The following is a 23,140-nucleotide window of genomic DNA, read 5'->3' as shown; positions in this document are numbered from 1 at the left end:
CGTCAAGGAGGCGGGCCGGTTAGGTCGCGCCAATTCGGGTTCCTTCACGCCAGGGATTGCCCTAGCGCACTGCCCTCCGAACTGTTCCGACACCTTTCTCCAATGTGACTCTAGACACTGGATCACCTCCTTTCAGCTGTTTGAAAAACGCAAGTTCAGCGTGCCACGGAAACGCGCATCCGCAAAGCGTTTTTACAGACTCAGGCAATTGCCCTGGAAGAAAGTGCCTTCGAAACGATCATCCGGAAGGGCACTAGGGCGAGGATCGCCAGCGACAGCTTCACCATCCAGTCGGCGAGCCCCAGCGAGACCCAGAGCGGGACGACGGGGCCAGCGCCGAGCAGCGGCAGCGCCTCGTTGGCCCAGGACACGTCGTTGCCCGGCTCGAGGAAGCTCAGCGAGCCGGCGAAGGCCACCGAGAAGAAGATGGCCGTGTCGAGCGAGCTGCCGACCAGGGTCGACGCCAGCGGCGCGCGCCACCAGGCGCCGCCGCGCAGCTTGTCGAATATGCTCACGTCCACCAGCTGCGCCGCGAGGAAGGCGGCGCCCGATCCGATGGCAACGCGCAGTGTCACGGCAGGATAGCTGTAGCCGTCGCCCTGCAGCATCACCTGCGTGCCGATCAGCGAACAGATCACCCCGGTGACAAAGCCCGCCAGCACCACCTTGCGCGCGGCCCTTACACCGTAGAGGCGATTCATCAGGTCGGTGACAAGAAAGGCGACGGGATAGGTGAAGGCGCCCCAGGTCAGCCATTGGCCGAAGAGGATCTGCACGAGGATGTTCGAGGCCAGCACGGTGGCGGCCATGGCAAGGATGCCGGGAAGGTAGGAGCGTGTCATGAGGGTGACCCGTTTTACAAGGTGGCGGGGAACTCGGCCCGCCAGCCCGGCGGACGGACGGGTCTTTACTGGCTCAGGTCCGCGCGATCAAGAGATTCCGGCAGGTCGTATTCGACGAACTGCGTCTTCTGGAAGAACTTGAAGTTGTCGTCCGAGATCATCGTCAGTCGGATCCGCCCCGGCGCCGGGCTCCAGACCGCGATCCCCTCGAGGTTGTCGAACTGCAGCGGGGCGCTCTCGAAGAGGGTTTGCTCGTTGCGTACCTCGTCGCCCGCAATGTCGAAGCGGCGCACCCGGCTGCGGAAGGCATAGCCGGTGAACTCGCGCTCGAGCAGGTAGAAGCGCCCGTCCGGCCCGATGTCGGCCCCCACGGCGAGAAAGCCGCCGCGGCGTGGCAGGTCGAAGACATGGCTCCAGGCGCCCTCCTCGAGCCGCCAGACCGGGAAGGGGCGGGTGAGCTGGCCGGAGCGCTCGGGCAGGGTCAGCAGCCGGCCCCGTGCGTCGATGGCCAGCGCCTCCATGCCCGAGTTCATCTGCAGCTGCCGGTAGAACGGCCCCTTCGGCAGCACGGTCGCCGGGCGGTCGTAGCGCTCGGAGGCGTGGACCCTCGGCGGGCCTTCGAAGGAGACGTAGAGGCGCCCGTCCGTCCCGATGGCCAGCCCCTCGGCATCGTCTATATCGGGGTGCATGCGCGTGCCGGTCTCGTCGAGCAGCTTCTCCACCGGTGTCGCCGCAAGCCCGGTGATCGCGCCGTCTGCCAGGCCTCCGGCGCGCTCGAAGCGTCCCATGACGATGCTGCCGCGGTCGCTGATCGCGGTGAACTGCCGGCCGTCCTCGCTGACCTCGAGCCCCGAGAAACCGCCGAAGCGGTCATGGGAATTGTGCCAGGTGTGGGCGCCGACATAGCGCGCCCCGGGCGCGGTCTCTGGCGTTTCGGCGCAGGCCGAGACTGCCAGGACGCTTGTGAGCGCCGCGATGTGCGCAGCGCTCAGCGCGCGGCGAGGACAGAGGCGCATTGGGCCGGCAGGTCTCCCATCACTAGGTCGCGCTTGGGCTTGGGGGTCACCTTCGGCGCGTTGGGATCGGGTTTCGGGGGGTTGAGAATGTTGTTCACCCAGGCCTGTGCGTCAGCGCAGCCGTCGCCCGCGGGGGGCGGGGTCTGCTCGACGCAGCTGGCGTCGCCGCGCGGGCAGTTCAGGCGCACGTGGAAATGATAGTGATGCCCGTACCAGGGGCGGATCTTGCGCAGCCAAGCGCGGTCGCCCGTCTCGTCCTTGCACATCTGCACCTTGGCGCCGGGGAAGACGAAGATCCGCGCGACCCGCGGATCCTGCGCCGCGGCTTTCAACAGCGCGTGGTGCTGCGGCGTCCACTTGTCGTTCACATAGGCGCCCGAGGCGCGCTGCATGGAGATCGACGACAGATCCTCGCGCTGCTGGCGGGTCAGTTGCAGGCTGTCGGTGGGGCGCATCCAGATATCGGCGTCGAGGCCCATCTGGTGGCTGGCGTGGCCCGAGGTCATCGGCCCGCCGCGCGGCTGGCTCATGTCGCCGACATAGAGCCCGTTCCAGCCGGGGAGCTGCGCGGCCTTGCGCGACAGGTCCTTGACGAAACCGATCAGCTCGGGGTGTCCCCAGTTGCGGTTGCGCGACAGGCGCATGGCCTGCCAGGTGGGCCCGGTCTCGGGCAGCTGCTGGGCACCGGCGACGCAGCCCTTGGAATAGGAGCCGTAGGCAGCCGGGGCAAGCCGTGCGGACACGTCCTGCGCGCCAAAGAGCTGCTTGGCGCTCTTTGATGAGATGACGCCGGTGACCTTGGGCAATTGGTCGGTGCTGGTTGCACGCGGGGCGGGCCTGTCATCGCTGCACGAGGCCAAGGCCAGGGCAAGCGTGGAGGCCAGGGTGAGGCGGGTCAGGGTGCGGATCATTCTGCTCGATCTCCGTCTGGTTTAACCCAGCGTAACAGACACAGACCCAGAACGAAAAGGACGATCAGCGGCGTGACGCCGATCCTCTGCGATCCGCTCAACGCGGTGACCGTTCCGATGAGCAGAGGCGCGAGGAAGGAGGTGGCCTTGCCCGAGAGCGCGTAGAGCCCGAAGGCCTCGGTCATGCGCGCCGGATCCGCCTGCCGCACCATCATGCTGCGCGAGGCCGATTGCAGCACGCCGCCACCGGCGCCGATCAGCACGCCGAAAAGGTAGAAGGCGAGGTCGGGCAGCTTCGAGCCGTCGGCGACGGCCAGGCCGAAGATGCGGTCCCGATCGACCAGCACGATGGCGATGGCCACCAGCGTCAGCAGGACGATCATCCCGGTGATCACCGGTTTTGGTCCAAGCTTGGCGTCGGCCTTGCCGCCGAGCCAGGCGAAGAGCGCGCCGGAAATGATCGCAAGGATGCCGAAGACCCCGGTGTCGACCACCGACCAGCCCAGCACCCCCGCGGCATAGATGCCGCCAAAGGCGTACATGCCGTTGAGCGCGTCGCGGTAGAACATCGACGAGGCGAGATAGGCGAAAAGCGAGGGGCGGCGAGGCAGCCGTGACAGCGTGTCCTTGAGTTGCGCCAAACCCCGACGCACGGCCCCTTTCCGGGGGGTGGTTTTGGGCTCCTTCACCCAGAGGAAGAAGGGGATCATGAAGACCGCGTACCACAGCGCGGTGAGCGGGCCGACAGCGCGGGTGCCCTCGCGCTGGGCGGCGTCGAGGCCGAAGATCGGGTCGATCCCGAGCAAGGTTCTTCCGGTGGCGGCGCTCTCGGCGAAGAGCGCCAGCATCAACGCCAGTGCAATCAGCCCACCGAGGTAGCCGAAGGCCCAGCCGTTGCCCGAGATCCGGCCGATCTCTTCGCGCGGGCCGAGGTCCGGCAGCATGGCGTTGGTGAAGATCGTGGCGAACTCCATGCCCACCAGGCCGAGCGCGAAGAAAAACAGCGTGACGCTGAGGTTGAAATCGCTTGGTGCGGCGAACCAGAGCATCCCGGACCCGACCATGTAGAGCGCCGAGAACAGCCAAATCCAGCGCAGCCGGTGGCCGCCGCTGTCGGCCACTGCTCCGAGCAGCGGCGCGAGCAGGGCGATGACGAGGCCCGCCGCGCCGATGCCGAAACCCCAGGCTGCCTGGGCCGCGCTGCCGTCGCCCATTATTTCCTTCACGTAGGGGGCAAAGATGAAGGTGATCAGTAGCGTGTTGTAGGGCTGGCTGGCCCAGTCGAAGAAGAACCATCCCCAGATACGCCTGCGGAGCGCCTTTTGCGCTGTCCCGTCCGTCGTCATGCCCGTTTCGCCCCGATCTGCCCTGTCATTGCCCTCGCGGCGATAGAACAGGCGGCGGGCGCACAAGGCAAGGCACTCCCGGCGCGGCCGGGCTCAGGCGGCGTCTTCCCCGGTGGCGGCCAGCGGCAGCGGCGCGGGCACCAACTCCTGCATCGGCGGCCAGGGGCGCTGGTCCTCTGCCTCGATCCACGAGGCGACCCAGAGTGGCAGCGGCGGCGAGGCGGTCTCGAGGCCCAGGAGCTCCATCACGCGCTCGGGCGCGATCATCCCGGCGCCCGAAGTCACCGCGGTGCGAAACACCGCGTGGCTGGCGCACTCGCCGTTGCGCTTCCACATGCCCTGCTCGATGTAGATGAACCGCCGGTCCCAGCCGATCACCCGGCTGCGCATTTCGATGCGGTCGAAGAGCTTGACCCGCCGGCGATAGCGCACCGTCGCGCCGGCGACGGCAAACCCCCAGCGCTCGCGCTTCAGCAGCGCCAGAAGGCCGCTGCGCTTCGCGATGGGCATCCGGCCGAGGTCATAGAGCGTCAGGACCCGGCCATTGTTGAGCTCGGCGAACATGTCGAGATCCCAGGGCCAGCAGATATGGCGGGTCACGCTGGTCTCTCCGGTGGCGAGCGGCGGGGCGTTCCGAACAAGGAACTGTTGCTTGGCGAGGCGCAGAAACGGGTACATGGGCGCTCCTTTCGGGGCAAAGGGGTCGCAGGGTGACGCCAGCGTCAACCACGACCTCGCGGCACTCTTGAGCTTTGCGCCCAGGCTGCCTAGGTCTGGGGTCGGTTTTACTCACAAAGGGCGCACCCGTATGCAATCGCTGTTCCAGATCCTGATGCTGATCCTCGACGTGATCTGGTTCATCATCATCGCGCACGTGATCATGAGCTGGCTCATCAACTTCCAGGTGCTGAACCTGCGCCAGCCGCTGGTCGCGCAGATCTGGGACGGGCTGAACCGGCTGCTCGAGCCGATCTACTCCACCATCCGCCGGGTGCTGCCGCCGATGGGCGGGCTCGACCTCGCGCCGCTGGTGACGCTTATCGGGATCTACGCGATCCGCATCATCCTCGCGAACAACGCCGGGTTCTTCTACGGCTACTGAGCCTCGCTCGCGCAGACGACGACCACGGGGGTTTCGCCGCCGAGGCGCTGGGCGCTTCTCCCCCGGCATACTTCGACCTAGAAGACGCGGGGGCGCGCGCGCCTTCCGCGTCTTCTCATTTCTAGAACGCCCCTTCGGAGCCGCGCTATTCCGCCGCGCGGCGGTCTGGCTTGGGCGCGGTGATCGGCAGGTAGTCCTGCGGTTCGCGGTGCTCTTCGAAGTTGAAGACATTGGCGCGAATCTCGGCGCAGCGATCGAGGTCCACCTCTGCCGTGATCACCTCATCGCCCGAGGTCGTAGCCCTGGCGACTATTTCGCCGGTGGGGGCAACGATGAGGCTGCCGCCGATCAGCACCGAGCATTCCTCGAGCCCCGCCTTGGCCACGGCAACGCCCCAGGTGCCGTTCTGGTAGCAGCCCGCCTGGACCGACAGCTCGTTGTGGAAATACTGCAGGTGGTCATGCTCGGGTGCCGGAGCGAAATGGATCGGGGTGTTGTAGCCCAGGCAGACCAGCTCGGCGCCGCCGAGACCCAGAACGCGCCAGGTCTCTGGCCAGCGGCGGTCGTTGCAGATGCACATCCCAAGCTTGCCACCAAGCATGTCGAAGGTCGGCCAGCCGAGGTCGCCCTTTTCGAAGTACCGCTTTTCAAGGTGCTGGAAGGGGCGCCAGGGCTCGTTCTCCCGGTGGCCGGGGAGGTGGATCTTGCGATACTTGCCCAGGATTTCACCCCTGGGCGAAACGAGGATGGCCGTGTTGAAGCGGCGTCCTTCCGGGGTCAGCTCGGCGTAGCCGAGATGGAAGGCGATCCGCAAGTCGCGGGCCAGCGCAAAGAGTGGTGCGGTGGCGGCACTCGGCATCTCGGTCTCGAACCACTGGTCTAGTTCGGCTCCGGACTCGATGTACCAGCGCGGAAAGAAGGTGGTGAGCGCAAGCTCGGGAAAGACCACGAGGCTGGCGCCCCGCGCCTTGGCCGCGCGCATCATCGCGCAGAGCCGGGCGACGGCCGAGCTGCGCGGCTCGTCCCGGGCGATGGGGCCGAGCTGGGCGGCGGCGACGGTGAACTTGCGGCTCATGGCGTGGTCCTTTGCTGGGCGCGGATCTGTGCGGCCGGGGCACCGACGAGCTCGGCGTAGAGCTCGGGATCGGTGTCCCCCTCGGTGCCGAAGGTGAGAATGCGGGAGGCTTCGTCGAGACCCAGCAGGGCGCGGGCCTCGGGGTCGGTCATGGCGAGGCGCAGCCCGGCGACGCCGGCGACGGCCGACTCGCCCGCGACCAGTGCCGGATCACCCCCCTCGGGGAAGGCGAGGCGGCGCATGGCGTCGATGGCGGCGGCATCGGTGAGCACGATCACCGCATCGCCGTGATCCTGCAGGATCTCCCAAGCGAGGGCCGAGACCTCGCCGCAGGCAAGCCCGGCCATGAGCGTGTCCAGATCGCCGTGCACCGCGGTGCGCGCGCCGCTCCGGTAGGACGCGAGGAAACAGGCGGCCCGGTCGGGATCGCAGAGCACGACCTTCGGGCGGTCCGCGCCGTAGCGGCGCACCGCCTGGGCGGTGACCGCCGCGGCCATGCCGCCGACCCCTGTCTGCACGAAGATGTGGCTGGGCGGCGCGGGCAGGGCGTCGAACGCCTCGGCGGCCATGAGCTCGTAGCCTTGCATGACGTCGCGCGGCACGTCCATGTAGCCTGGATAAGAGGTGTCGGAGACCACGAACCATCCTTCCTGGCTGGCCACCTCCTGCGCCTCGCGCACGGAGTCGTCGTAGTTGCCCGGGGTGCGGCGGACCTCGGCGCCGAAGGATTCGATGGCGGCCTTGCGGCCCTCGGAGACGGTTGCATGGATGAAGATCACGCAGCCGCAGCCGAAGCTCTGCGCGCCCCAGGCGACCGAGCGGCCATGGTTGCCGTCGGTGGCGCAGCAGACGGTGATCCGCGCGGCCTCGGGGATCGCGCGGGCGGTGATCTCCTCCATGGTCACCGCGCGGCCGAGCAGGGTCGAGAGCTCCTTCTGAAGCAGCCGCGCCACTGCGTAGGCGCCGCCGAGCGCCTTGAAGCTGCCGAGGCAGAAGCGGGGGCTCTCGTCCTTGTAGTGAAGAGCCGCGACGCCGATCTCCGCCGCCAGTGCCGGCAGCGTGACGAGGGGCGTCTCGGCATAGCCGGGCCAGGCGCGGATGGTGTTCGCGGCTTGTGCGAAGCCAGCGTCGCTGAGAATGGCGTTCTGGCCTTCGGTCCACAACGAGCCGGGGACGGCCTGCGCGTTGAGGACAAGCGTGAAGGCCTCGTCGGTGTCTGCGTTGCGGGTGAGTTCCTGGGCCATGCTGTCTTTCTGGTGGTCTGCCGTGCTGAAGAAAGGGGATGGCCCACGGGAACGTCCGGAGCCGCCCGGCGAGCCTGTGCCGAATGGCACCGCAGCTCAAGCGGCTGTTGCTCTTTGCCGCGCCTCGCCGCGCCTCACGCCGAGATTTCGCGCAGCAACCAGCTCCTGAAAACCCGGACTTCGGCGCTGCCTGCGGTGCGCTCGGGCAGGATCAGCGCGTAGCTCTCGCCAGTGTCGAAGCGGCGTGGGGCGGCAAGTGTCAGATGCCCGCTGGAGAGTGCCGGGCGGGCGATGATCTCGGGCACGATGCCGACGCCGAGACCGGCAGTCGCCGCGTCGAGGATCATGTCGAAATGGTCAAAGCGCGCGCCGCGCAGGATGCGCCGGGCGTCGGTGTCGCTGCCGCGGAACCAGTCGAGCCAGAGCGTCGGGCGGGTGGATTGCTGCAAGAGCGGCAGTTCGAGCAGTTCGGCGTCCGAGAGTTCCGTGCGGCCTGCGAGAAGCGCGGGGGCTGCGACCACCACCATTTCCTCGCGGGCGACGGTTTCGGCACTCGTGCCGGGGGTTTCATGCTGGCTGCGCATAAGCGCGAGGTCGAAGGGGTCGCGGGCGAACTCCACTGGCTGCAGTCGCGCGCTGAGGTCGAGCGTGATGCCGGGGGCTTCGCGGGCAAAGCTGGAAAGGCGCGGGATCAGCCAGGTGCGGGCAAAGCTCGGCAGTACGGCAAGACGCAGCACGGTGGATTGCCCGCCAAAGGCCATGACCCCCATGGCGGCGCCGTCGAGCTCGCCCAGCACCTTCTCGGCCTGTAGCAAAAAGGCCTGACCCGCCGGGGAAAGCACCAGCCTTTGCCGCACCCGCAGGAAAAGCGCGACGCCGAGACGATCTTCCAGGGCGGCGAGCGAGCGGGAGATGGCGCTCTGGGTGAGGTTCAGGCTCTCGGCGGCCATGGTCGTGGTGCCGCGCCGGGCACAGGCGACAAAGGCTTCCAGCTCGCCGACGCTGGGCATGTAGGGTTTGCGCATCGAGACCTCCTTGCATGCGCAGCTTATGAGTTTTGTTCATGACTTGAGCAAATCAAATCGTTTTCCAGAGGGACGCGGCGGCGCTAGTCTGCGCGCCAAACGCATGATCCTTCCGAAGGAGCCTCCCGATGACCGACCTGTCCCACCTCAAGCCCAAGGAACAGCCCGCCCTTGCCTCGTTCAACTGGGAGGACCCGTTCCTGTTCAGTGAGCAGCTGACCGAGGAAGAGCGGATGATCAGCGACACCGCCCATGCCTTCGCGCAGGACAAGCTGCTGCCGCGCGTCGAGCATGCCTATCTCGACGAGCACACCGACCCCGAGATCTTCCGCGAGATGGGTGAGCTTGGCCTTCTCGGCTCGACCATCCCCGAGGCCTATGGGGGCATCGGCGCGGGCTATGTGGCCTATGGCCTCGTCGCGCGCGAGGTGGAGCGGGTCGACAGCGGCTATCGGTCGATGATGTCGGTGCAATCCTCGCTCGTCATGTACCCGATCTATGCCTATGGCTCGGAAGAGCAGCGCAACAAGTACTTGCCGAAGCTCGCCAGCGGCGAGTGGATCGGCTGCTTCGGCCTGACCGAGCCGGACGCGGGCTCTGACCCGGCGGGCATGAAAACGCGCGCGGTGAAGACCGAGGGCGGCTACGTGCTCAAGGGCTCGAAGATGTGGATCTCGAACGCGCCGATCGCCGATGTCTTCGTGGTCTGGGCCAAGTCCGAGGCGCATGGCGGCAAGATCCGCGGCTTCGTGCTCGAGAAGGGCATGAAGGGTCTGAGCGCGCCGAAGATCGGCGGCAAGCTCAGCCTGCGGGCCAGCATCACCGGCGAGATCGTCATGGAGGACGTCGAGGTCGGCGAGGACGCTCTGCTGCCCAATGTCGAGGGTCTGAAGGGGCCGTTCGGCTGTCTCAACCGCGCGCGCTACGGCATCGCCTGGGGCGTCATGGGCGCCGCCGAGTTCTGCTGGCACCAGGCGCGCCAATACGGCCTCGACCGCAAGCAGTTCGGCAAGCCGCTGGCGGGCACGCAGCTCTTCCAGAAGAAGCTCGCAGACATGCAGACCGAGATCGCGCTGGGGTTGCAGGTTTGCCTGCGCACCGGGCGGCTGATGGACGAGGGCCGCGCCGCGCCCGAAATGGTCTCGCTGATCAAGCGCAACAACTGCGGCAAGGCGCTGGATATCGCCCGCATGGCCCGCGACATGCACGGCGGCAACGGCATCCAGATCGAATACGGCGTGATGCGCCATGCCGCCAACCTCGAGACGGTGAACACCTACGAGGGTACCCATGACGTGCACGCGCTGATCCTCGGGCGGGCGCAGACCGGCATCCAGGCGTTCTTCTGATGCAGGTTCCCCCGCTGCCGCCGATGCACGGGGTGCGCGTCATCGAACTGGCGCGCATCCTCGCCGGGCCCTGGGCCGGGCAGGTGCTGGCCGACCTCGGGGCCGAGGTGATCAAAGTCGAGGCGCCCGAGGGCGACGACACCCGGCGCTGGGGCCCGCCGTTCATCGAGCGTGACGGAGATCGGTCAGCCGCCTATTTCCACGCCACGAACCGCGGCAAACGCTCGGTGGTCGCGGATTTCCGCACCGCCGAGGGGCAGGCACTGGTGCGCGAGCTGGTTGCGGATGCCGACGTGGTGATCGAGAACTTCAAGCTCGGCGGGCTACGGAAGTATGGGCTCGACTACGAGAGCCTGCGCGAGGTGAACCCCCGGCTGGTCTACTGCTCGATCACCGGTTTCGGGCAGGACGGGCCCTATGCCGAGCGGGCGGGCTATGACTTCCTCATCCAGGGCATGGCGGGCTGGATGGACCTGACCGGCAGCCCCGAGGGCGAGCCGCAGAAGGTGGGCGTGGCCTTTGCCGACATTTTCACCGGGCTCTACTCGGTGATCGGCATTCAGGCGGCGCTGGCGGCGCGGGAACGCACGGGGCAGGGGCAGCTTGTCGATATGGCGCTGCTCGATTGTGCCGTCGGCGTGCTGGCCAATCAGGGGATGAACTACCTTGCCACCGGCAAGGCGCCGCGGCGGCTTGGCAACGCGCATCCCAATATCGCGCCCTACGAGGTGCTGCCGACCGGCTCGGGCGATCTGATCCTCGCCGTGGGCAACGACGGGCAGTTTGCCCGGCTCTGCGACGTGCTGGGGCTGACGCTGGCCGAGGACGGACGCTTTGCCACCAACGAGGCGCGGGTGGCGCATCGCGACCTGCTGCGCCCCGCGCTGGTCGCGGCGCTGGCACGCTGGGACCGGGGTGAGCTGCTGGCCGCGCTGGAGAAGGCGACGGTGCCCGCTGGGCCGATCAACTCGGTCGATCAGGTCTTCGAGAACCCGCAGGTGATCGCGCGGGGGATGCGGGTCGAGGCCGACGGCGTGCCGGGCATCCGCACCCCCATCCGCCTGTCGGAGACCCCGCTGGCGTCGGCACGGCCCTCGCCGAAGCTGGGGCAGGGCTGAGGCGGCGCGCCGCTGGAGCGTGTCAGAACCGCTCCAGCAGCCTTTCCAGGTAGTCGAGTTCTTCCTGCGGACGTTCGCCCTCGCCGGTGCGGCGGCGAATCTCGTCGAGCAGTTCGCGGGCGCGGCGGTAGACGTCCTCGCCCTGCAGCATGGTCTCGTCGGTGCCGAGCTGGCCGTTGCTGCCGGCGTTGCGGCCGAGCGGATCGCGCTGCTGGCCGGGATCACCGCCCTGCGCCATGCCTTGCTGGCCCTGACCCTGCTGTTGCTGCTGAGCCAGCGCCTCGCCAAGGTTGCGCATGCCTTCGCGTAGCGCCTCCATGGCCTGCGACTGCTGGTCCAGCGCCTCGGCAAAATCATCCTGCCGCAGCGCGTCCTCGGCGCCGTCCATGGCGTCGTCGGCGCGGCGCAGCGCATCGCGGGCGGCCTCTCCGGCCTCGGTGCCCGCGCCGGGCAGGTTCTGGCGCTGGCGGTTCAACTCGTCGCGCAGCGCCTGCTGACGATCGGCGAGGTTTTCCTCGAGCGTGCCGCCATCGCCCTGCTGGTCCCCGCCCTGACCCTGGCCCTGCGCCTGTCCATCGCCCTGCCCGGGCTGCTCGCCGGGTTGACCCTGTCCGGGCTGGCCCGGCTGCTGGCCCTGCTGGCCCTGTTGCCCCTGCTGGCCGGGGTTGAACTGGTCCTGAAGTTGGCGGAAGGCCTCGTCCGAGAGCCCCTGCTGGTCGCGCAGCGTCTCGCCCAACCCCTCCATAGCCTGCTCGCCGGGGGTCTGTCCCTGGCCGGGCTGGCCTTGGGTGACCTGCATGTTCTCCATCATCTGCTGAAGCTGGCGCAAGGCTTCCTGCGCCTCGGCCATGCGGCCCTGCTCCATCAGCTCCTGGATGCGGTCCATCATGCGTTGCAGGTCGTTCTGGCTCATCTCGACCATGTTCTGATCCTGGGCCATCTGCTGCTGGTTCTGGTCGGAGTTCTGCTGCGCCTGCCGCGAGAGCTGGCGAAGATAGTCGTCGGTCGCGTCGCGCAGCTCCTGCATCAGCTCGGCGATCTCCTGATCGCTCGCGCCGTTCTTCATCGCCTCGTTCAGCCGGTCCTGCGCGCGCTGCAGCCGTTCCAGCGCGTCGGACAAGTCACCTTCCTCGAGCAGCAGCGCGAGGTCCCACAGCGCGCCCGCGATCTCGTCCTGCTGCTCGGGGCTCATGCCGTCGGTGGCAAAGGCGTCGAGGCGGCGCTGGATGGTGCGCAGCCGCAGGTAGGGCACCGCCGAGCGGAAGATGTCGTCTGGCTTGTAGCTGACGGCGCGGAGGATCTGGCCCACGTCGCGGGCATTGTCGCGCGACCAGAGCAGCGCGCGGCGCTGCTCGATCAGCGCCGCGGCAAGCGGATCGAAGAAGCGGCGCCCCGGCAGGGTGATGATCTGCGGTGCGGCACTGCCGGTCTGGCCCGCCTCGTCGGCGACCTCGAAGGAGATGCGCACCGGAAGGTTGGCCCAGGGGTGTGTCGAAAAGTTCTCGATCAGCGTCTCGGTGAACTCGGTGCGGCTGCCGGCGATGGGCATCGGCAGGGGCAGCTCGATCTGTGCGCGTTGCTCGGGCTCGATCGCGAGCCCGTAGCGGCGGTCGACCTCGTCCAGCGCCAGCTCGACGCGGGCGGTGCCGGAGACCACACCGTAATCGTCACTGGCGGCGAAGGGAATTTGCGCGTCGCCCTCGTAGCTCGACTCGATCTCGCCCTGCTGCGCAACGGTTGGCTGGGTGTCGGGAATGACCGCAATCTGCCACGACCGGCCGCCGGGGCCGTCGATGGCAAGCTCGCCTGATTGGATGACCTCGAAATCCTGCGCCGTTTCGGCAGGGGCCTCGGATTCGGCTGCCGGATCGGGCGCGCGTCCCGAAACGGTCTCGGTCACATCGAGTGCACCGACTTCGCCGTAGAGCCGAAGGGTGATGCGTGCGCCCTCGGGCACGTCCAGCGAGGCCGCGGTGATGTCATTGAGGTAGACCGACGGCAGGCGAGTGTAGGCCGGCGGTTCCATCCAGCCTTCCCAGGTCGGGCCGGACGCGAGGCCGTTGCCCGAGGGGCCCATGGCGGTGACCGAGCGCATCTGCAGCAGCGACCCGAAGATCAGCGCGACGAAGAGCGCCAGCAGCGCCACGTAGCGCAGGGCGAAAGGGTCGGCGCGGGCGACGCGCAGGTCGGGCTGCACCGCGTGGGCCTCGAGCATGCGGGTGCGCATGCGCTCTTGGTGCGCCTTCCACAGAGCCTGCGAGCCGGGGTCCGTGGCGCCGATGGCGGGGGTGTCGAGGGCGGCGAGGATCGGGCTGCCGCGCAGGGTGCCGTCAAGCCGCAGCATCGCCTCTTCGCGGCGCGGCCAGCGCATCCGCCGAATCCCGCGCCAGAGCGCCCAGCCGGTGCCGCCCAGTGCCAGCACGCCGGCCGCCCAGACCCATTCCACGTCCACCAGATCCTGCAGGCCGAGCATCAGGGCGGCCAGAACGACGAAGACCACTGACCACAGCGGCCAGAAGGCGCGCACGACCCGTTCCGCCGCCATGCCCCAGAGGGTCAGGCGGATTTGCCATCTTACAGGCTTCAGGACGTCTTCGGGCGCGCGGTCCCTTGAGGCCATCGGTGTCTCCTGAGGTCTCTCCTGCGGTCCGGTGGTCGCAGGGGGCCCGTCAGGAACGAGAGCTTACAACCACTCGGGGAGCGTATCGCGGTTTATGATTTCCTCAAAGCTCGGTCTCCGGCGAATGACAGCGAATTGATCGCCATTCACCAGCACCTCGGGGACCAGTGCCCGCGTATTGTACTCCGAGGACATGACCGCGCCGTAGGCACCCGCCGAGCGGAAGGCCACCAGCTCGCCGGGGGCGACCGGGGGCATGGTGCGGCCCTTGGCGAACGTGTCGCCGCTTTCGCAGACCGGGCCGACGATGTCATAGGTGCTTTGCTCGGTGGCGGGGGCGGGCTCGATCACCGGGACGATGTCGTGATGCGCGTCGTACATCGCCGGGCGGATCAGGTCGTTCATCGCCGCGTCGAGGATCAGGAAATCGCGCCCTTCGCCCTGCTTGAGGTAGATCACCTCCGACACGAGGATGCCGGCGTTGCCGGCGATGAGGCGGCCCGGCTCGATCTCGATCTCGCAGCCCAGATCGCCGAGTTCCTCGCGGATCATCTGGCCGTAGTCGGTGGGCAGCGGCGGGGCCTCGTTGCTGCGGGTGTAGGGGATGCCGAGGCCGCCGCCGAGGTCGAGCCGCTGGATGTCATGGCCATCTTCGCGCAGGGCGTGGGTCAGATCGGCCACCTTGCGATAGGCGAGGCGGAAAGGCTCGAGATCGGTCAGCTGCGAGCCGATGTGCACGTCGATGCCGACCACCTTCAGCCCCGGCAGATCGGCGGCGCGGGCATAGACCTCGCGGGCGCGGGCGATCGGGATGCCGAACTTGTTCTCGGATTTGCCGGTGGCGATCTTGGCGTGGGTCTTGGCGTCGACGTCGGGGTTCACCCGGATGGTCACCGGGGCGGTCAGCCCAAGGGTGACGGCGACCTCCGAGATCACCTCCATCTCGGGCTCGCTTTCGATGTTGAACTGGCGGATGCCGCCTGTCAGCGCGGTGCGGATTTCGGCGCGGGTCTTGCCAACGCCGGAGAAGACGATGCGCTCGCCCGGCACGCCGGCGGCCTTGGCGCGGGCGTATTCACCGCCCGAGACCACATCCATGCCCGCGCCGGCCTTGGCGAGGGTCTTGAGGATCGCCTGGTTGGAGGCGGCCTTCATCGCGTAGCACACGAGGTGGGGCCCCCAGTTCAGCGCCTCGTCGAACAGCAGGAAGTGCCGCAACAGGGTCGCGGTGGAGTAGACATAGACCGGGCTGCCCACTTGCGAAACGATCTCTGGAAGGGGCACGTCCTCGGCGTGGAGAATGCCGTTGCGATAGAGGAAATGGTCCATTTCGGTCCCCGGATAACTGTTGCCGCCCTAGGGCTTCAGCGCCGGGATAAAGGATAACCCGTGGGAAGGGAACAGGGGCCGTCCGGGCTCAGATCGGGCGCGAGCGGAACCATAGATAGAGCGGCAGCCCGCAGCTCACGCCAATGAGGAAAGTGGCGGGGATCGCCAGCAGCGCGGACCAGTTGCGGCGCACGGCGACCTCGGCGAGGATCCAGAGCGTGAGCGTGACGGCGGCGATCACCAGATCCCAGCTAAGCCCGGTCACCGCCGCATTTGCCTGCCAAGCGGCGAAGAGGCCGTTCAGCGACCAGCCGTTCTGCGAGAGCCAGCCGAGCAGGTAGACCATCGGACGAACCGCGCCCCAGAGCGCGAGCCCAAGCCAGAGGTGGCGCAGCCTCATGGATAGGCGACGCCCATTTTCACGGTGCCATGGACGCTGACGCCCGATGCGGCGGGGCGCTCTTTGGGTTCGGGGCGGGTCGGCGGGCCGTCGGCACCGCAGGCGGCGAGCAGTGCGACGAGGCCGAGAGCCAAAACGCTGCGGGTGATCATGGTCGTCCTCTAGGTCGTTGCGCGCCCCTGAGCAGCGGGCGCGTTCACCATCGCCCAGGATGCTGGGCGCGACAAGTCAGGCGAGAAGAGAAGGCGCGGCGCCTCAGGTGCCGACGCCGACGCGGACAGGACCGCGCCCCGCCGAGACGCCCACCGAAGGGTGGACGCCGCCGGGGCCGATGGACACGCCGGTATGAACCCTCGGGCCGCGGTTCGGATCCTCGCAGGCAGCGAGAAGCATGGTCACGGCGATCAGGGACAGTCCGGCGAGTCGTCTCATCCGAGGATTTCCTTCCAACGGGCCACCTGCTCGCGCACGCGGGCCGGGGCGGTTCCACCATAGCTCATTCGACTTGCCACCGAATTATGCACGCCGAGGACGTCGAAGATACCCTCGGTGATGGTCCCGTTGACCGATTGCATCTCTTCGAGCGAAAGATCGCTCAGATCGCAGCCCTTCTTTTCGGCCATGGCCACAAGCGCGCCGGTGACATGGTGGGCATCGCGGAACGGCAGGCCGGTCTCGCGCACCAGCCAGTCGGCCAGATCGGTCGCGGTGGAGAAGCCCGAAGCGGCCGCTGTCTCGAGATTGGCGACGTTGGCGGTCATGTCGCGGACCATGCCTTCCATCGCGGCCAGCGCCAGCATCAGGTTGTCGGCGGCGTCGAAGACCTGTTCCTTGTCTTCCTGCATGTCCTTGGAATAGGCCAGCGGCAGACCCTTCATCACCATCAGCAGCGCAACGTTGGCGCCGAAGATGCGGCCGATCTTGGCGCGGATCAGCTCGGCGGCGTCGGGGTTCTTCTTCTGCGGCATGATCGACGAGCCGGTCGAGAAGCGGTCCGACAGGGTCACGAAGCGAAACTGGGCCGAGGACCAGATCACCAACTCTTCGGCGAAGCGCGACAGGTGCATGGCGCAAATCGAGCCGACGCTCAGGAATTCCAGCGCGAAATCGCGGTCAGAGACGGCGTCGAGTGAGTTGGCCATCGGCCGGTCGAAGCCGAGCGCCTCGGCGGTCATCTGGCGGTCGATCGGGAAGCCGGTGCCGGCCAGCGCAGCCGCGCCGAGCGGGGATTCGTTCATCCGCTTGCGGGCATCGCGCATGCGCGACAGATCGCGGGCGAACATCTCGACATAGGCCATCATGTGGTGGCCCCAAGTCACCGGCTGCGCGGTCTGCAGGTGCGTAAAGCCCGGCATGACCCAGTCGGCGCCCGCCTCGGCCTGACCCAGCAGCGCCTTCATCAGCGCGAGGATGCCGCCCTCGGCAGCGTCGCACTGGTCGCGCACCCACAGACGGAAGTCGGTCGCCACCTGATCGTTGCGCGAGCGCGCGGTGTGCAGGCGGCCGGCGGGCTCGCCGATGATCTCTTTCAGCCGGGCCTCGACGTTCATGTGGATGTCTTCGAGCGCAGTGGAATACGCGAAGTCACCTCCTTCGATCTCTGACAAGACCGTGAGCAGACCTTCCCGGATGGCCTCGGCGTCGCTAGTCTTCACGATGCCTGTGGCGGCGAGCATGGCCGCATGGGCCCTCGAGCCGGCAATATCCTGCGCCGCCAACCGCTTGTCGAAGCCGATCGAGGCGTTGATCGCCTCCATGATGGCATCGGGTCCAGCGGCGAAACGGCCGCCCCACATCTGGTTCGAGGTCTTGTCCGACATGCTCTGCCTTTCCGGAGGGAAGATGAAAAAACTGGCCTTGGCGATCCTCTATACCGCCGGTGTTGCGCTTGCAAATCCGGCGCTGGCCGATACCGAGGCCGCAAGCGCCCTTAGGGAAGGCGAAATGAAGAAGCTGGTCTTCCATGCGGCGCCAAAGCCGGTGGGGAGCGCGGGCTTCACCGACTTCGACGGCGCGCCCATGGCTCTGGCGGACCTGCAGGGCAAATGGGCGCTGGTGAACTTCTGGGCCACATGGTGCGCCCCCTGCCGCGAGGAGATGCCGGCGCTCTCGGCGTTGCAGGCGGATATGGGCGGCGCCGACTTCGAGGTGGTGACCATCGCCACCGGCCGCAACCCGCCGCCGGCGATGCAGACCTTCTTCGAGGAGATCGGCGTCGACAACCTTCCGCTCCACCGCGACCCGAAATCGGCGCTGGCGCGCCAGATGGCGGTGCTGGGCCTGCCGGTCACGGTGCTGATCAACCCCGAGGGGCAGGAAGTCGCACGCATCACCGGCGACGTCGATTGGTCTTCCGAGAATGCAAGGGCGGTGCTTGCCGCGGCGATCGGCGGCGAGGAAGGCTGAGCCTGCAAGAAAAACAGGGCGGGGTCTCCCCCGCCCTGCGTCACTGGTTACACATTCTCCGGGCTGACAGCAGGTGCGCGCCGCCAGACCGATCTCGCGCCAAACCCGTTACAACAAAGGCGCCTCCGGCCATTGAGCTCCGCGAGACCAGCGCGTCCTGCAAAACTCTCGAAAATTCGTTAAGTTTCTATTTCAATGCCAACGATATTCTGATGGCCCGTGAGCGATCGCCGCTGCGCAGGTCGCGGCGCCAGCTTTCGCGCGGCGCGCCGAGGTCGTCGAGCGTGGTGCCGCCGATGGCGACAGGCCCCTTGCGGTCCCATTCCGTCCACGCCAGCCCGTCCTCGGTTTCGCGGGTCTCGCGCTGGCGGGTTTCGCGCCGGCCGTCCGCGTGGACGATGTCGTATTCGCAGGCGCCGAGCGTGCGGGCGCAGCTATAGGGTTCAAAGCGCGTCACATTGCCCTGCGCAGTGACGCTCAGCAGCACTTCGCCGCGCGTGTCGGTGTAATAGCGCCCGGCGTAGAGCGCATCCCCCGTGGCCCCGTCGTAGAGATCGAAACGGTACAGCCCCTCCACCTCACCCCGGGCGAGATGGCTGACCACATGGCCCTGATCGTCCTGCATCACCAGCAGCGAGCCCGGTGCGAGCCGCGCGGTCTCCATCGCGATGTCGGCGTGCACTGGCGCGGCCGCCAGCGACGCCAGAACGGCATAGAAAAAAAGACGCATGGCAGTGCGCTCCTCCTAGGCGGTTCCCCGAGCAGCAGGGAACACCCATCAAGGGTGCGGAAGATACGGCGATTTATCAAATTTTCGCCGCAAAGTGGGCCTTATTTCGGGGTGATCCGGTGACAATGTGCGCGGAAGACGGAGGAGTGTTTCCGGATTCGTGCGGCTGCCTCCGAATCGCTCCCGCCGGAGTGAGGATGCTTGCCCTGATTTCGCCGGATTTCCCTGTCAGCGGCAGTAGCTGCCGGAGCGGTAGCGGGCGGTGTCGAAATGCAGGTGGTCCTTGTGGAACGGATCTGACTCGGGGCCAAGCACTGTGCCGAACGGACCGCAGGCGCCGCTGTGCAGCTTGCGCAGGATGCGACCCTTGGTGCTCCGGCCCCAGTCCTTCAGCACGGAGATCTCGCTGCCATCGTTCAGGCGGATCGCAGCGATGTCGATGGCGCGGCCCCGGGCGTGCTCGCTGATCTTGGCACCGGGCTGGTTGTTGCGCGAGCGGCAGGCGTAGCTGCCAGCAATGCGCAGCCCTGAGACGCCGCCCCCGGTCGAACCCACCGCGGGTTTCAGCGCGCGCTCGACCCAGGTCTTCAGGGCGCGGGCGGTGGGGCAGTCGATGGTGGCGCGGGTGCTGAGCGCGACGCCCGAGACCGTGCGCAGCTTGATCGCCTCGTCGATGCCACACCCCGAGATGCGCCCGGGAACGGCCCCGATGATGCTGCCCTGCAGGTCGGGATCGCCGCAGACGGCGCCGCGGGCGCGCTCTCGGCGGACCGCCAGCGCCTGTTCGACGATGGCGGGGCTGCGCGGGCTGGGGCGGAGCGATCTGGGGATCGCCTGCGGCGAGCGCGCGGCGAACGCCGTGCGCAGGGCGATGTCGCGGGGGTCGGGCCCGTGACCGAGGGCCGGGGCACCTACGGGAGGGTCGGGATCGCCGAGCGTTGTGCCGAGCGGTGCGGGCCTGGCTTTCGGCCGTTCGAGCGTGCCGGAGGCGGTGACGGTGACGGAGGCAGGTTGCGGCGCCTCGAGGAGCGCGCGCGCGACCGGACGCAGCGAGGCATCGGGGGCGGTTTCGGGCGCGGCAGAAAGCGGAGATGCGAAGAACATCATTGCCGCCAGTGCCGCTGCCCGAGAGATCATTTTTCCACCTTCACCCGTCCGAAATCCGGCGCATCCGTGTCCTGACCGGCCTGAAGGATGCCACGACGAATTTCCCGCGTCCGGGTGAAGTAGTCAAAGAGCAATTGCCCGTCGCCGGTGCGGATGGCGCGTTGCAGCGCAAAGAGCTCTTCGGTGAAGCGCCCGAGGATCTCCAGCGTGGCCTGCTTGTTGGTCATGAAGACGTCGCGCCACATGGTCGGGTCCGAGGCCGCGATGCGGGTGAAATCGCGGAAACCCGCGGCCGAGAACTTGATCACCTCCTGGTCCGAGACCCGCCGCAGGTCGTCGGCGACGCCCACCATCGTGTAGGCGATGAGGTGCGGCACGTGGCTCACCACCGCGCAGACGAGGTCGTGGTGTTCGACCTCCATCTGCTCGGTCTTGGCGCCGAGCGCCTGCCAGAAGGCCTCGACCTTCGCCGTGGCCTCCTCGGAGGCACCGTCCGGCACGATCAGGCACCAGCGATTGTCATAGAGCGAGGCGAAGCCGGCGCCCGGGCCGGAATGCTCGGTGCCCGCCATCGGGTGGGTCGGCACGAAGTTCACCCCCTCGGGCAGGTGCGGGCGCACCGCCTCGATGATCTCCTTCTTCACCGAGCCCACGTCGCTGACGGTGCAGCCGGGCTTGAGATGCGGCGCGATTTCCTCGGCGATCGGGCCCATGGCGCCGACCGGCACCGCAAGGATCACCAGATCGGCGTCTTTCACCGCAGCTTCGGCGCTGTCCACGACCTCGTGGCAGAGGCCAAGGCGCTTTGCGGTCTCGCGCGTTTCTGCCGAGCGCGCGTAGCCGGTGACATGGCTCTCCATGCCGGCCCGCTTCATCGCCCAGAAGATCGACGAGGCGATGAGGCCGAGGCCGATCAGCGCCACCTTTCCGTAGGTCTGCGTCTCGCTCATCGGGCGCCGGCCTTGAACTGCCCCACCAGATGCGCCACGCGTCGGCACGACGCCTCGTCGCCCACGGTGATACGCAGCGCCTGCGGCAGCCCGTAGCCGGTGGTGCGGCGCACCAGAACGCCCTGCGACTGCAGGTAGGCGTCGCAGGCCTCGGCCTCGGCCTGCGAGCCGAAGCGGGCGAGGATGAAGTTCGCGGTGGACGCATCCGACGACACGCCGTGTTCGGCCAGCGCCTCGCTCAGCCAAGCGCGCATGCGGGCGTTTTCCGCGCGGCACTTCTCGACGTAGGCGGTGTCGCGGATCGAGGCCTCGGCAGCGGTCAGCGTCAGGGCGGCGACGTTGAACGGGCCGCGGATACGGTTCAGAACGTCGATGACCGCCTGCGGGCCGTAACCCCAGCCGATGCGCATGCCGCCCAGCCCGTACAGTTTCGAGAAGGTGCGGGTCATGAAGACGTTGGGCCGGTCAGTGGCGAGCTTGGCGCCGCCATCGTAGCCCTCGACGTATTCCGCATAGGCGCTGTCGATCACCAGAAGCGCGGTCTCGGGGATGCCGTTCGCCAGCCGTTCGAGCTCGGCGAGGCCGATCATCGTGCCGGTGGGGTTGGCGGGGTTGGCGACGAACACCAGCCGGGTGCGCTCGGTGCAGGCGGCGAGGATGTTGTCGACGCTGACCACGCGATCCTGCTCGGCCACCTCGACGGGGGTCGCGCCGGCGGCCATGGCCGAGATCTTGTGCATGGCAAAGCCGTGCTCGGTGTGGATCACCTCGGTCCCCGGCCCGGCATAGGCCTGGCAGAGGAAGGCGATGATCTCGTCCGAGCCGGCGCCGCAGATGATCCGCTGCGGGTCGAGCCCCCAGGTCTCGCCGATGGCCTCGCGCAGGGCGGTGTGGTCCGAGGAAGGATAGCGATGCATTTCGTGCACCACGCGCCGGACCGCCTCCTGCGCCGCCGGGGAGGGGCCGAAAGGGTTCTCGTTGGAGCTGAGCTTGATGACGTTCGAGACGCCCGCCACATGCGACGCACCACCCACGTAGAGCTCGATGTCCATGATGCCGGGTTGCGGTTCGATGCCAGCCATATGCGGTCTTCCCTGAGACTAAGAGTGCCGCGCCTGCATAGCGCGACGCCGCGGCACATGCCAGTCTCGGGAATGGGCAGGTGGCCCTAGACGACGACCTCGTGGCGCTCCTGCTCACCGACCTCGAAGACCCGTTTGTAGCGGGCGATCTCATCCGCCGGACCCATCGCCTTGTTGGGGTTGTCCGAGAGCTTCACCGTTGGCCTGCCGTTGGCGCTGATTGCCTTGCAGACGAGGCTGAAGGGCGCCAGCCGGTCGTCGGGCGTGAGGCCGCGGAAATCGTTGGTCAGCAGCGTGCCCCAGCCGAAGGAGACCCGCACCCGGCCCGCGAACTTGTGGTAGAGTTCGAGGATCTTTTCTTCGTCGAGTCCGTCCGAGAAGATCACCAGCTTTTCGCGCGGGTCTTCGCCGCGCTCCTGCCACCAGCGGATGGCGATCTCGGCGCCGGTCTCGGGATCGCCGCTGTCGATCCGGATGCCGGTCCAGCCAGCCAGCCAGTCCGGGGCATTCCTCAGGAAGCCTTCGGTGCCATAGGTGTCGGGCAGGATCATCCGGAGGTTGCCGTCGTGCTCGCGGTGCCAGTCGGCCAAAACATCATAGGGCGCGCGGGCCAGCGCCGCGTCATCCTCGGCCAGCGCGGCGTAGACCATGGGCAGCTCGTGGGCATTGGTGCCGATGGCCTCGAGATCGCGGTTCTTGGCGATCAGGCAGTTGGAGGTGCCGGTGAACCCGTCGCCCAGACCCTCGACCATCGCCTGCACGCACCAGTCCTGCCACAGGAAGCTGTGGCGGCGGCGGGTGCCGAAATCGGCGATCTTGAGGCCGGGCTGCTGCCGCAGCCGCTCGATCTTCTCCCAGAGCTTGGTGGCGGCGCGGGCATAGAGCACCTGCAGCTCGAACTTGCCCATGTGGTTGAGCACGGCGCGGCCGCGCAACTCCATCAGCACGGCGAGCGCCGGGATCTCCCACAACATGACCTCGGGCCAGCTGCCCTCGAAGGTCAGCTCGTACTGGTCGCCGACGCGTTCGAGGAAATAGGGCGGCAGGCGCAGGCTCTCGAACCACTCCATGAAGTCGGAACGGAACATCTGCCGCTTGCCGTAGAAGGTGTTGCCGCGCAGCCAGGTGCTTTCCCCGCGTGACAGGCTGAGCGAGCGGATGTGGTCGAGCTGTTCGCGCAGCTCGCCCTCGTCGATCAGCTTGGCCAGCGGCACGTTGCTGGAGCGGTTGATCAGGCTGAAGGTGACTTGGGTGTCACGCCGGTTGTGAAAGACCGACTGGCACATCAGCAGCTTGTAGAAATCGGTATCGATCAGCGACCGGACAATCGGGTCGATCTTCCAGCGGTGGTTCCAGACTCGGGTCGCGATTTCCACGGCGCACACTCCTCACGGGCAGTCGGGGCCCCTGTTACGCGAATGTGACAGGGAGGGCCAAGCGCTTTCTGCCTTTCCGGCAACGGCTTGCGGGACCGATTGTTCCCGTCCG

Annotated in this window: 23 protein-coding genes; 4 read left to right on the top strand and 19 right to left on the bottom strand. The window is 67.6% G+C overall.

The genetic code is table 11. The features are described from left to right. Nucleotides 1-200: 200 nt before the first annotated feature. The 5 genes from G0Q01_RS21935 to G0Q01_RS21915 form a co-directional block, all read right to left on the bottom strand. Complete coding sequence (locus G0Q01_RS21935) at nt 201-842, bottom strand: queuosine precursor transporter (RefSeq protein WP_164197706.1); 642 nt, start codon at nt 840-842, stop codon at nt 201-203. A gap of 65 nt (nt 843-907) precedes the next feature. Next, entirely contained in the window at nt 908-1,858 is a 951-nt protein-coding gene (locus G0Q01_RS21930) for an esterase-like activity of phytase family protein (RefSeq protein ID WP_164197705.1), read from the bottom strand. Then, nucleotides 1,831-2,769, bottom strand: a complete 939-nt coding sequence (mepA, locus tag G0Q01_RS21925; protein ID WP_164197704.1) for a penicillin-insensitive murein endopeptidase — start codon at nt 2,767-2,769, stop codon at nt 1,831-1,833. The genes G0Q01_RS21930 and mepA overlap by 28 nt, the downstream gene beginning before the upstream one ends. After that, complete coding sequence (locus G0Q01_RS21920; RefSeq protein ID WP_164213859.1) at nt 2,766-4,166, bottom strand: MFS transporter; 1,401 nt, start codon at nt 4,164-4,166, stop codon at nt 2,766-2,768. Before G0Q01_RS21920 ends, mepA begins: the two co-directional genes overlap by 4 nt. Before the next feature lie 42 nt (nt 4,167-4,208). Continuing rightward, nucleotides 4,209-4,793 (bottom strand): acyl-CoA thioesterase, encoded by a 585-nt coding sequence (locus tag G0Q01_RS21915; RefSeq protein ID WP_164197703.1) that lies wholly within the window; start codon nt 4,791-4,793, stop codon nt 4,209-4,211. Between the two features lie 130 nt (nt 4,794-4,923). Between G0Q01_RS21915 and G0Q01_RS21910 the strand changes: the two genes are divergently transcribed. After that, nucleotides 4,924-5,217, top strand: coding sequence for a YggT family protein (locus G0Q01_RS21910; RefSeq protein WP_095883109.1), 294 nt, complete (start codon nt 4,924-4,926; stop codon nt 5,215-5,217). A gap of 145 nt (nt 5,218-5,362) precedes the next feature. Here the strand turns inward: G0Q01_RS21910 and G0Q01_RS21905 are convergent, their stop codons facing one another. The 3 genes from G0Q01_RS21905 to G0Q01_RS21895 form a co-directional block, all read right to left on the bottom strand. Beyond that, nucleotides 5,363-6,292, bottom strand: a complete 930-nt coding sequence (locus G0Q01_RS21905) for an N-carbamoyl-D-amino-acid hydrolase (RefSeq protein ID WP_164197702.1) — start codon at nt 6,290-6,292, stop codon at nt 5,363-5,365. After that, a complete protein-coding gene (locus G0Q01_RS21900) occupies nt 6,289-7,536 on the bottom strand; it encodes a diaminopropionate ammonia-lyase (protein WP_164197701.1) in 1,248 nt (415 codons plus the stop codon). The genes G0Q01_RS21905 and G0Q01_RS21900 overlap by 4 nt, the downstream gene beginning before the upstream one ends. Nucleotides 7,537-7,670: 134 nt before the next feature. Beyond that, nucleotides 7,671-8,561: a LysR substrate-binding domain-containing protein gene (locus tag G0Q01_RS21895; RefSeq protein WP_164197700.1), complete on the bottom strand. Its 891-nt coding sequence runs from the start codon at nt 8,559-8,561 to the stop codon at nt 7,671-7,673. A 128-nt stretch (nt 8,562-8,689) separates the two neighbouring features. Here G0Q01_RS21895 and G0Q01_RS21890 point away from each other — a divergent pair, with 128 nt between their 5' ends. Both G0Q01_RS21890 and G0Q01_RS21885 read left to right on the top strand, forming a co-directional pair. Next, a complete protein-coding gene (locus G0Q01_RS21890; RefSeq protein WP_108964299.1) occupies nt 8,690-9,910 on the top strand; it encodes an acyl-CoA dehydrogenase in 1,221 nt (406 codons plus the stop codon). Then, nucleotides 9,910-11,028: a CaiB/BaiF CoA-transferase family protein gene (locus G0Q01_RS21885; protein WP_164197699.1), complete on the top strand. Its 1,119-nt coding sequence runs from the start codon at nt 9,910-9,912 to the stop codon at nt 11,026-11,028. Before G0Q01_RS21890 ends, G0Q01_RS21885 begins: the two co-directional genes overlap by 1 nt. A gap of 22 nt (nt 11,029-11,050) precedes the next feature. Here the strand turns inward: G0Q01_RS21885 and G0Q01_RS21880 are convergent, their stop codons facing one another. From G0Q01_RS21880 to argH, 6 genes are all read right to left on the bottom strand, one after another. Next, nucleotides 11,051-13,648 (bottom strand): TIGR02302 family protein, encoded by a 2,598-nt coding sequence (locus G0Q01_RS21880; RefSeq protein ID WP_164197698.1) that lies wholly within the window; start codon nt 13,646-13,648, stop codon nt 11,051-11,053. A gap of 63 nt (nt 13,649-13,711) precedes the next feature. Continuing rightward, nucleotides 13,712-14,977 carry a diaminopimelate decarboxylase gene (lysA, locus tag G0Q01_RS21875; protein WP_164197697.1) on the bottom strand — a complete coding sequence of 422 codons (1,266 nt, stop codon included), beginning with the start codon at nt 14,975-14,977 and terminating at the stop codon, nt 13,712-13,714. A gap of 88 nt (nt 14,978-15,065) precedes the next feature. Beyond that, nucleotides 15,066-15,377, bottom strand: coding sequence for a DUF2834 domain-containing protein (locus G0Q01_RS21870; RefSeq protein ID WP_164197696.1), 312 nt, complete (start codon nt 15,375-15,377; stop codon nt 15,066-15,068). Then, nucleotides 15,374-15,529, bottom strand: coding sequence for an argininosuccinate lyase (locus G0Q01_RS21865; RefSeq protein WP_193989045.1), 156 nt, complete (start codon nt 15,527-15,529; stop codon nt 15,374-15,376). Before G0Q01_RS21865 ends, G0Q01_RS21870 begins: the two co-directional genes overlap by 4 nt. Before the next feature lie 103 nt (nt 15,530-15,632). Then, the gene (locus G0Q01_RS21860) at nt 15,633-15,809 is read right to left on the bottom strand and encodes a hypothetical protein (protein WP_159099527.1); all 177 of its coding nucleotides are present in this window, start codon (nt 15,807-15,809) and stop codon (nt 15,633-15,635) included. Next, nucleotides 15,806-17,197 carry an argininosuccinate lyase gene (gene argH, locus G0Q01_RS21855; protein ID WP_164197695.1) on the bottom strand — a complete coding sequence of 464 codons (1,392 nt, stop codon included), beginning with the start codon at nt 17,195-17,197 and terminating at the stop codon, nt 15,806-15,808. Before argH ends, G0Q01_RS21860 begins: the two co-directional genes overlap by 4 nt. 22 nt (nt 17,198-17,219) lie before the next feature. On the opposite strand from argH, the gene G0Q01_RS21850 reads away from it, so the two are divergent. Then, nucleotides 17,220-17,783, top strand: a complete 564-nt coding sequence (locus G0Q01_RS21850) for a TlpA disulfide reductase family protein (protein WP_164213857.1) — start codon at nt 17,220-17,222, stop codon at nt 17,781-17,783. A 187-nt stretch (nt 17,784-17,970) separates the two neighbouring features. Here the strand turns inward: G0Q01_RS21850 and G0Q01_RS21845 are convergent, their stop codons facing one another. The 5 genes from G0Q01_RS21845 to pncB all read right to left on the bottom strand — a co-directional run bounded on the left by G0Q01_RS21845 (nt 17,971) and on the right by pncB (nt 23,028). Further along, the gene (locus tag G0Q01_RS21845; RefSeq protein WP_164197693.1) at nt 17,971-18,513 is read right to left on the bottom strand and encodes a hypothetical protein; all 543 of its coding nucleotides are present in this window, start codon (nt 18,511-18,513) and stop codon (nt 17,971-17,973) included. Between the two features lie 228 nt (nt 18,514-18,741). Further along, complete coding sequence (locus G0Q01_RS21840) at nt 18,742-19,650, bottom strand: extensin family protein (RefSeq protein ID WP_164197692.1); 909 nt, start codon at nt 19,648-19,650, stop codon at nt 18,742-18,744. Further along, the gene (locus G0Q01_RS21835) at nt 19,647-20,570 is read right to left on the bottom strand and encodes a prephenate/arogenate dehydrogenase family protein (protein WP_164197691.1); all 924 of its coding nucleotides are present in this window, start codon (nt 20,568-20,570) and stop codon (nt 19,647-19,649) included. Before G0Q01_RS21835 ends, G0Q01_RS21840 begins: the two co-directional genes overlap by 4 nt. Further along, nucleotides 20,567-21,652: a histidinol-phosphate transaminase gene (gene hisC / locus G0Q01_RS21830; protein WP_164197690.1), complete on the bottom strand. Its 1,086-nt coding sequence runs from the start codon at nt 21,650-21,652 to the stop codon at nt 20,567-20,569. Before hisC ends, G0Q01_RS21835 begins: the two co-directional genes overlap by 4 nt. Before the next feature lie 86 nt (nt 21,653-21,738). Beyond that, nucleotides 21,739-23,028, bottom strand: a complete 1,290-nt coding sequence (gene pncB / locus G0Q01_RS21825; protein WP_164197689.1) for a nicotinate phosphoribosyltransferase — start codon at nt 23,026-23,028, stop codon at nt 21,739-21,741. Nucleotides 23,029-23,140 lie beyond the last annotated feature (112 nt).

The sequence above is a fragment of the Salipiger sp. PrR007 genome, from assembly GCF_010499845.1.
GTDB lineage: Bacteria > Pseudomonadota > Alphaproteobacteria > Rhodobacterales > Rhodobacteraceae > Salipiger > Salipiger pacificus_A.
This window is presented reverse-complemented; position numbering and strand designations above follow the sequence as displayed.

Bases quoted from the DNA above. Each gene is read 5' to 3' on its own strand.
- G0Q01_RS21840 (WP_164197692.1), bottom strand. From the start codon at position 19,650: ATGATCTCTCGGGCAGCGGCACTGGCGGCAATGATGTTCTTCGCATCT.
- G0Q01_RS21860 (WP_159099527.1), bottom strand. From the start codon at position 15,809: ATGAGACGACTCGCCGGACTGTCCCTGATCGCCGTGACCATGCTTCTC.
- G0Q01_RS21910 (WP_095883109.1), top strand. From the start codon at position 4,924: ATGCAATCGCTGTTCCAGATCCTGATGCTGATCCTCGACGTGATCTGG.
- G0Q01_RS21915 (WP_164197703.1), bottom strand. From the start codon at position 4,793: ATGTACCCGTTTCTGCGCCTCGCCAAGCAACAGTTCCTTGTTCGGAAC.
- G0Q01_RS21895 (WP_164197700.1), bottom strand. From the start codon at position 8,561: ATGCGCAAACCCTACATGCCCAGCGTCGGCGAGCTGGAAGCCTTTGTC.
- G0Q01_RS21870 (WP_164197696.1), bottom strand. From the start codon at position 15,377: ATGAGGCTGCGCCACCTCTGGCTTGGGCTCGCGCTCTGGGGCGCGGTT.
- G0Q01_RS21930 (WP_164197705.1), bottom strand. From the start codon at position 1,858: ATGCGCCTCTGTCCTCGCCGCGCGCTGAGCGCTGCGCACATCGCGGCG.
- lysA (WP_164197697.1), bottom strand. From the start codon at position 14,977: ATGGACCATTTCCTCTATCGCAACGGCATTCTCCACGCCGAGGACGTG.
- mepA (WP_164197704.1), bottom strand. From the start codon at position 2,769: ATGATCCGCACCCTGACCCGCCTCACCCTGGCCTCCACGCTTGCCCTG.
- G0Q01_RS21850 (WP_164213857.1), top strand. From the start codon at position 17,220: ATGAAAAAACTGGCCTTGGCGATCCTCTATACCGCCGGTGTTGCGCTT.
- G0Q01_RS21865 (WP_193989045.1), bottom strand. From the start codon at position 15,529: ATGATCACCCGCAGCGTTTTGGCTCTCGGCCTCGTCGCACTGCTCGCC.
- G0Q01_RS21935 (WP_164197706.1), bottom strand. From the start codon at position 842: ATGACACGCTCCTACCTTCCCGGCATCCTTGCCATGGCCGCCACCGTG.
- argH (WP_164197695.1), bottom strand. From the start codon at position 17,197: ATGTCGGACAAGACCTCGAACCAGATGTGGGGCGGCCGTTTCGCCGCT.
- G0Q01_RS21880 (WP_164197698.1), bottom strand. From the start codon at position 13,648: ATGGCCTCAAGGGACCGCGCGCCCGAAGACGTCCTGAAGCCTGTAAGA.
- G0Q01_RS21900 (WP_164197701.1), bottom strand. From the start codon at position 7,536: ATGGCCCAGGAACTCACCCGCAACGCAGACACCGACGAGGCCTTCACG.
- G0Q01_RS21885 (WP_164197699.1), top strand. From the start codon at position 9,910: ATGCAGGTTCCCCCGCTGCCGCCGATGCACGGGGTGCGCGTCATCGAA.
- G0Q01_RS21835 (WP_164197691.1), bottom strand. From the start codon at position 20,570: ATGAGCGAGACGCAGACCTACGGAAAGGTGGCGCTGATCGGCCTCGGC.
- G0Q01_RS21905 (WP_164197702.1), bottom strand. From the start codon at position 6,292: ATGAGCCGCAAGTTCACCGTCGCCGCCGCCCAGCTCGGCCCCATCGCC.
- hisC (WP_164197690.1), bottom strand. From the start codon at position 21,652: ATGGCTGGCATCGAACCGCAACCCGGCATCATGGACATCGAGCTCTAC.
- G0Q01_RS21845 (WP_164197693.1), bottom strand. From the start codon at position 18,513: ATGCGTCTTTTTTTCTATGCCGTTCTGGCGTCGCTGGCGGCCGCGCCA.
- G0Q01_RS21890 (WP_108964299.1), top strand. From the start codon at position 8,690: ATGACCGACCTGTCCCACCTCAAGCCCAAGGAACAGCCCGCCCTTGCC.